8 protein-coding genes are annotated in these 6,405 nt (G+C 43.8%); all 8 read left to right on the top strand.

What is annotated here, in order from left to right; translation table 11 throughout:
- Positions 1–164: 164 nt before the first annotated feature.
- Positions 165–1,448, top strand: a complete 1,284-nt coding sequence (gene eno / locus QZZ35_RS08255) for a phosphopyruvate hydratase (protein WP_291236968.1) — start codon at positions 165–167, stop codon at positions 1,446–1,448.
- Positions 1,449–1,525: 77 nt separating this feature from the next.
- A complete protein-coding gene (ilvN, locus tag QZZ35_RS08250; protein ID WP_291235019.1) occupies positions 1,526–2,026 on the top strand; it encodes an acetolactate synthase small subunit in 501 nt (166 codons plus the stop codon).
- Positions 2,027–2,241: 215 nt separating this feature from the next.
- Positions 2,242–2,754, top strand: a complete 513-nt coding sequence (locus QZZ35_RS08245) for a methylated-DNA--[protein]-cysteine S-methyltransferase (protein ID WP_291236967.1) — start codon at positions 2,242–2,244, stop codon at positions 2,752–2,754.
- Positions 2,744–3,439, top strand: a complete 696-nt coding sequence (locus QZZ35_RS08240; protein ID WP_291236966.1) for a DNA alkylation repair protein — start codon at positions 2,744–2,746, stop codon at positions 3,437–3,439. The genes QZZ35_RS08245 and QZZ35_RS08240 overlap by 11 nt, the downstream gene beginning before the upstream one ends.
- Positions 3,436–4,620, top strand: coding sequence for a glutamyl-tRNA reductase (gene hemA / locus QZZ35_RS08235; RefSeq protein ID WP_291236965.1), 1,185 nt, complete (start codon positions 3,436–3,438; stop codon positions 4,618–4,620). The genes QZZ35_RS08240 and hemA overlap by 4 nt, the downstream gene beginning before the upstream one ends.
- An 11-nt stretch (positions 4,621–4,631) precedes the next feature.
- On the top strand, positions 4,632–5,288 hold the full coding sequence (locus QZZ35_RS08230) for a precorrin-2 dehydrogenase/sirohydrochlorin ferrochelatase family protein (RefSeq protein WP_291236964.1): 657 nt from the start codon (positions 4,632–4,634) through the stop codon (positions 5,286–5,288).
- Complete coding sequence (gene hemC, locus QZZ35_RS08225) at positions 5,278–6,216, top strand: hydroxymethylbilane synthase (protein ID WP_291236963.1); 939 nt, start codon at positions 5,278–5,280, stop codon at positions 6,214–6,216. Before QZZ35_RS08230 ends, hemC begins: the two co-directional genes overlap by 11 nt.
- Positions 6,203–6,405: uroporphyrinogen-III C-methyltransferase (locus QZZ35_RS08220; RefSeq protein WP_291236962.1), on the top strand; the 203-nt coding region annotated here is incomplete at its 3' end. The genes hemC and QZZ35_RS08220, both read left to right, overlap by 14 nt.

Here is a 6,405-nt window from a genome sequence, read left to right as displayed (position 1 = left end):
AAGCCATTGGGGACGGAGTTTTTGGCTCACCAATTTCTTATCTCTGATAATTTGAAATAGACCATAAGGGACAATAAAAAAGCCAAAAACTCCGTCCCCAATGGCATAATACCGCCGGATTGGGCGCATACTAAACCGACAATAATTATCAGGAGGTTTTTGGTTTGAAAGAAATTCGAGCAATTAGAGGAAGGGAAGTATTGGATTCCAGGGGCAATCCGACAGTTGAGGTTGAAGTACATCTTGGACATCATATTATGGGGCGTGCTATTGTGCCATCCGGAGCATCGACAGGTATTTATGAGGCACTGGAGCTTCGGGATGAGGATCCGAAGCGTTATGGCGGAAAGGGCGTGCGCAAAGCTGTAAAGCATGTTAACGAAGTGATTTCGAAAGAGCTGCAGGGGATGGATGTCACAAGACAGCGAAAGATTGATGAATGTCTTTTGAATCTGGATGGAAGCGATACAAAAAAGAATCTGGGCGCGAATGCCATTCTCGGAGTTTCACTTGCCTGTGCCCGTGCGGCGGCAAATATGTATCATATGCCTTTGTACCGTTATATCGGAGGTATATCGGGAAATTTACTTCCAATGCCGATGATGAACATTTTAAATGGGGGTGCGCATGCGGATAACGGTATTGATTTTCAGGAGTTTATGATTATTCCTGCCGGTGCGTCCTGCTTTAAAGAGTGTCTTCGTATCGGAAGCGAAGTTTTTCATTCACTTAAGAATGTTTTAAAAGACATGGGTCTGAATACGGCTGTAGGGGATGAAGGCGGTTTCGCACCGGATCTGGCAAGTAATGAGGACGGGCTTAAGGTTATCATGGAAGCCATCTGCAAGGCAGGCTATGAGCCGGGCAAAGATGTATGCCTGGCTCTGGATGTGGCCAGCAGTGAATTTTATAAAGATGGAAAATATATTTTATATGGTGAGGGAAATCGTTCTTTAGACAGTAAGGAAATCTGTGATTATTATGAGACGCTCATTCAAAAATATCCGATTGTTTCTATTGAAGACGGATGTGATCAGGATGACTGGGACGGATGGAAATATATGACAGAGCGGCTCGGAAATAAAATTCAGCTTGTCGGAGATGATTTCTTTGTGACAAATACCCGACGTCTGAAGGAGGGAATCCGAAAGAACACTGCCAATGCAATACTCATTAAGCCGAACCAGATCGGTACACTTACTGAGACAATGGATGCTGTGCATATGGCACAGCAGGCCGGATATGGTGCTGTTATGTCCCACAGATCGGGAGAAAGCGAAGATACGACAATCGCAGATCTTTCTGTCGCGCTGCATTGCGGTCAGATTAAGACCGGGTCCCTTTCCCGAACAGACAGACTTTCAAAATATAATCAGCTGCTCCGGATAGAAGAAGGGCTGGGAAATGGTGCCAGATTTATCAATCCTTTTATTGACAAACCGGCATGAAATTACTATAATAATTAGACAGTAGGCACTTTGCTTCGACAAAGTGTCTTGTCTTAAACTTATAGGAAGGTGCAGGTATGGAACAAAAGAGAGTTTTTTCACTGTTAGTGGATAATACTTCCAGTGTTTTAAGCCGTGTATCAGGACTTTTTACCCGTAGAGGTTACAATATTCACAGTATTGCTGCCGGAGTGACAATGGATCCAAGATTTACACGGATAACCGTCGTTGTTGACGGTGATGATCAGATTCTTGAGCAGATTGAAAAACAGCTCCGGAAGATGGTGGATGTGCGTGATGTAAAGACATTAAAAGAAGGTTCTTCCGTATGCCGAGAATTGATGATGGTCAAGATTCGGGCTAATGTGGAGGAACGTCAGGCAATTCTTGCAATTGCGGATATATTCAGAGCAAAAGTTGTCGATGTTGGAATGGATTCGATGATTATTGAATTGACAGGTAACCTGTCAAAACTTGAAGCATTTTTGCGTCTGGTCAGCGATTACGATATTCAGGAACTGGCACGAACAGGCATTACCGGTCTGTCAAGAGGCATGGATGATGTAAAGTGGTTCTGACTTCAAAGCTATGCATGCGAAAGCAGCAGCGCATCCATCTGAAGTGATCGGAGACGATATCCGTAAATTATCAGTTGGAATGGACAGAAAAAATGAATTGACAATGAATGCATTGGGGACAGATTCCTTTCAGGAGCCTGTCCCCCTTTTGATAGGGAACAGATTTTATCAGGAAAAATCAGTGACCTGTCTCCTGAAAAAGGGAGGTGTTGAAAATGTATCAGTTTTTTATGAGTTCACCGATTGGAAAACTCCGTCTTGTTGAGTCAGGAGGGTTTCTTAAAGAAATTTCATTGGCAGATATTCCTGATGCACGGCTGAATTCTGAGGGAAAGATTATAAAGACAGCGGAAACATTTACTCAGGCACTTACAGAAAAAACAGAGATTCTTGCAGAGACGGAACGTCAGCTGAAAGAGTATTTTGTTGGTGTACGAAAAAAATTTGAATTGCCTTTGAAACCGGACGGAACAGTTTTTTTTCAGACGGTGTGGAAGGCACTTTTAGATATCCCTTATGGTCAGACACGCACTTACGGTGAGATTGCCTCATCCATCGGCAAACCGAAGGCGGCCAGAGCTGTCGGCATGGCAAATCATCATAATCCGATCATGATCGTTATTCCGTGCCATAGAGTGATAGGTTCCCATGGACAGTTGGTTGGATATGCGGGCGGCCTGGAAGTCAAACAAAAGCTGCTGGATTTGGAGAAAAAATATGACAGTTGAACAGATCAGAGAAGAACTGGAGAAAAAAGCAGATGAAGAATACCGGGAGTTTCACAGTAAACTTCTTCCCGGAACCGAGAATATACTTGGCGTTCGCATACCGGAACTCAGAAAGATCGCAAAGCGGATGGTGAAGGATGATTGGCGGTTTTATTTGAATGAAGCTCCGGATAAGTATTATGAAGAAGATATGCTCAGGGGCTTTATAATCGGATATGCGGATATGATCTTTGAAGAACGGATGCGTGTGATAGCGGACTTCATACCTTCGATTCAAAACTGGGCGGTTTGTGACAGTTTTTGTTCGACATTGAAATTTACAAAAAAATATCAAGCTCAGATGTGGAATTTTATAAAGCCCTATTTTCAATCCGAATCTACATATGAGATTCGTTTTGCGGCAGTTATGGCATTGGATTATTATCGGCTGCCCGAATATGCACAGGAAGTATTTGTGTTTTTTGATCATGTAAAGAACAAGGATTATTATGTGCAGATGGCGATCGCATGGGCCGTTTCCGTTTATTATATTTATTTACCTGAAATAACTGAAGACTATATACGTCATAATGCTTTAGATGATTTTACACATAATAAAGCCATACAGAAAATATGTGAATCTTACCGGGTGGACAAAGAAACGAAGGCAAGACTGAGAACATTAAAGAGGAAACAAAAACAATGAGCATACAGTTGATCAGTTTGAGTCACAAAACGGCGGATCTGAATGTACGAAGCTGTTTTTCAATGAGCTTGGAGCAGCAGAAGAACTGCATGAAGGCAATCTATTCTGAAGATATGGTTGAAGAGTGCGTGATTCTCTCCACATGCAATCGTCTTGAGATTTATCTGTACGGGAAAGATGAGGATCAGAGACAGATTTTTAAGAAGGCGGAAAATCATCTCTTTTCTCAGCTTGATCTGCCGGATAAAATTGACGGTGCGGAATATTTGCGTTTTTATTCAGGAAAAAAAGCGGTTGAGCATCTTTTTCTTGTAGCCAGCGGTCTGGATTCACAGGTGATCGGGGAAGATCAGATTCTCGGGCAGGTGAAAGAGGCACAGGCTATGGCTGCGGAGGCTGCCACTGTAGGTACATTTTTAAATACCTGTTTTCGATATGCGATCACGGCTGCTAAAAAAATAAAAACAGAGACAGAGCTTTCAAAGACAGCCGTTTCAACTGCGACGATTGCCATCAAGGCTGCGAGAGATGCGCTGGGAACATTAAAGCAGAAAAAAGTGCTGATCATCGGTGCCTCCGGAAAGATCGGAGGAAGTGTTTATAAAAATCTTTTATCCGATAATGAGGCCAAAATTTATATCACACAACGGCAAAAATGTAAGAAACATGCGAGTGAAAAGGTGACTGTCATCGATTACAGTGAGCGGTATGCATGGCTGGAGCCGATGGATGTGATCATCAGTGCCACAGCAAGTCCCCATTATACACTGACCTTTGATAAGGTGAAAGGGGCATTGCAGTCGGATCGGGAAAGAGTCTTTGTTGATCTTGCGGTTCCTCCGGATATTGACGGCAGAGTCCTTCAATTAGAACATACCCATTATTACAATTTGGATGATTTTACGAAAATTGCCGAGGAAAATAATCGAAGAAAAAAACATGAGGCCGCGGCAGCACTGGATATTTTAGAAGACTATTGCATACAGTTTGAAAAATGGATGATTTTTCAGACTTATTATTCGAACCTTGAAGAGGTAAGGGAAAACATATGTGGACAGGCCAAACGTTACGGTGCTGAAAAAGCTTTCAATCGCTTTTTTTACACACTCCGGGATTGTATGGAACCGGATGAACTGGAGATTTTTATGAAAACTTTGAAAAAAATAGGAGATATGGAATAGGAGGTATCTCTATGTCAGCATTTCCGGTATTTATGGAGATGGAAGATGAAACGTGCCTTATTGTCGGAGGCGGACGGGTCGCTTATCGAAAGGCCCATGCTTTATGCCAGACGGGAGCCCGGGTGCATGTCATCAGTAAAACATTTGATGAGCGGTTTGTCGGACTGAAAAAGGATGGAGTGCAGTGCCACGAGGTCAATGACGGTGTGGAGGCGGTCAAAGATTGGCTTGAATGTGAAAATATCGCATTGCTTATCTGTGCGACGGATGATGCAGAGATCAACCACCGACTGGCATGTCTCGGAAAAATGCATCATATTCCTGTGAACTCGGCAACGAATCCGAAAGACTGTACATTTTATTTTCCTTCTCTTGTCCGGAGGGGTGATCTGACAATTGGTGTGTCTACCGGGGGAAAGGTTCCGGCCCTGTCGCGGATGGCGGCAGAGCAGATAGGTCAGATGTTTCCTGATTGGTACGGTAAACTTACCAGGGTAAGCGGACAGGCGAGAGAAAAGATGAAAGGTTTATCCTTCAGCTTTGAAGAACGGAAGAATATTTTGGAAAGTATTTTGAAAACCGGCATAAAATATGAAGGCAATATTGATGAAGCGACAGTGGATCAGATGATTCAAAAAAATCAGGCGGTAGAAAAGAATGATCATTAAAATAGGAACACGAAAAAGTCAGCTGGCGCAGATCCAGACACAGATTGTAGTTGAAAAAATTCAAAAGCTTGTTCCGGATGCCCGGATTGAGATATGTCCGATCATGACAGAGGGCGACCGGCGTCTTAATCAGTCATTAAACAGCTTTGGCGGTAAAGGTGTTTTTACAAAAGAACTGGAGAGAGCTCTTTTGGAGGGAGAGATCCATATGGCTGTTCACAGTGCGAAGGATATGCCGATGGAATTCGAAGAAGGACTCTGTCTTGCGGCGGCTGTTGAGCGGGCAGAGTGGGAAGATATGATGGTGACCTGTGACGGAAAATCCATAGAACATATGAAGCCCGGTACGGTGATCGGTACAGGCAGTCTCAGAAGAAGCCTTCAGATTTGCCGTATAAATCCGGGGCTCATTACAAAAGATATCCGGGGAAATGTGCAGACACGTCTCCAAAAACTGGAATCGGGCATGTATGAAGGCATTATCCTTGCGAGAGCAGGTGTCGAGAGACTGAGACGAGCCGGTTCAGATAGAAATTTTCTGGATAGATTTTTTTATGAGCCGCTTAGCCTTGACCAGTGTATTCCGGCAGCAGGACAGGCGATACTTGCTGTTGAAACATCAAAGAGAGCCCTTTTGGATCCGGAATTTGCATCTCTGTGTGAGAAGCTTAATGATGCCGATGTATGGCAGCAGCTGATGGCGGAACGCAGCTTTTTAAAAAGAATGAACGGCGGATGCAATGCTCCGGCCTGTGCTTTTTCATGGATAGATGACGGAAGATTTTATATACGGGGCGGATTTTCGGCGGATAGCCGGGGGATGATTTACGATGAGGTCTCCGGCGATGTTTGTTTCGGTGAAGCTCTCGGGGCCGAACTGGCAGAAAGATTATGGAACAGGGGACAGATGGAAGATGGCGGAAAATAAAGGAAAAGTATATCTGGTCGGAGCGGGTCCTGGAGATCCGGAACTTATTACCCAAAAGGGGCTGCGGTGCATTCAGAGAGCAGAGGTTATTGTGTATGATTATCTGGCATCCAATACCCTGTTAAATGAGGCTCCGGTACATGCGGAACTGATCTATGCGGGAAAACGGTCAGGAAAACATCATATGAG

Source organism: Frisingicoccus sp., from assembly GCA_016298055.1.
Classification (GTDB): Bacteria; Bacillota; Clostridia; order Lachnospirales; family Lachnospiraceae; genus Frisingicoccus.
Note: the sequence above shows the minus strand (reverse complement) of the source record. Positions and strands in the feature narration are given on the sequence as shown.

Coding starts and splice junctions, on each gene's coding strand:
- ilvN (WP_291235019.1), top strand. CDS start 1,526: ATGGAACAAAAGAGAGTTTTTTCACTGTTAGTGGATAATACTTCCAGT.
- QZZ35_RS08245 (WP_291236967.1), top strand. CDS start 2,242: ATGTATCAGTTTTTTATGAGTTCACCGATTGGAAAACTCCGTCTTGTT.
- QZZ35_RS08240 (WP_291236966.1), top strand. CDS start 2,744: ATGACAGTTGAACAGATCAGAGAAGAACTGGAGAAAAAAGCAGATGAA.
- hemA (WP_291236965.1), top strand. CDS start 3,436: ATGAGCATACAGTTGATCAGTTTGAGTCACAAAACGGCGGATCTGAAT.
- QZZ35_RS08230 (WP_291236964.1), top strand. CDS start 4,632: ATGTCAGCATTTCCGGTATTTATGGAGATGGAAGATGAAACGTGCCTT.
- hemC (WP_291236963.1), top strand. CDS start 5,278: ATGATCATTAAAATAGGAACACGAAAAAGTCAGCTGGCGCAGATCCAG.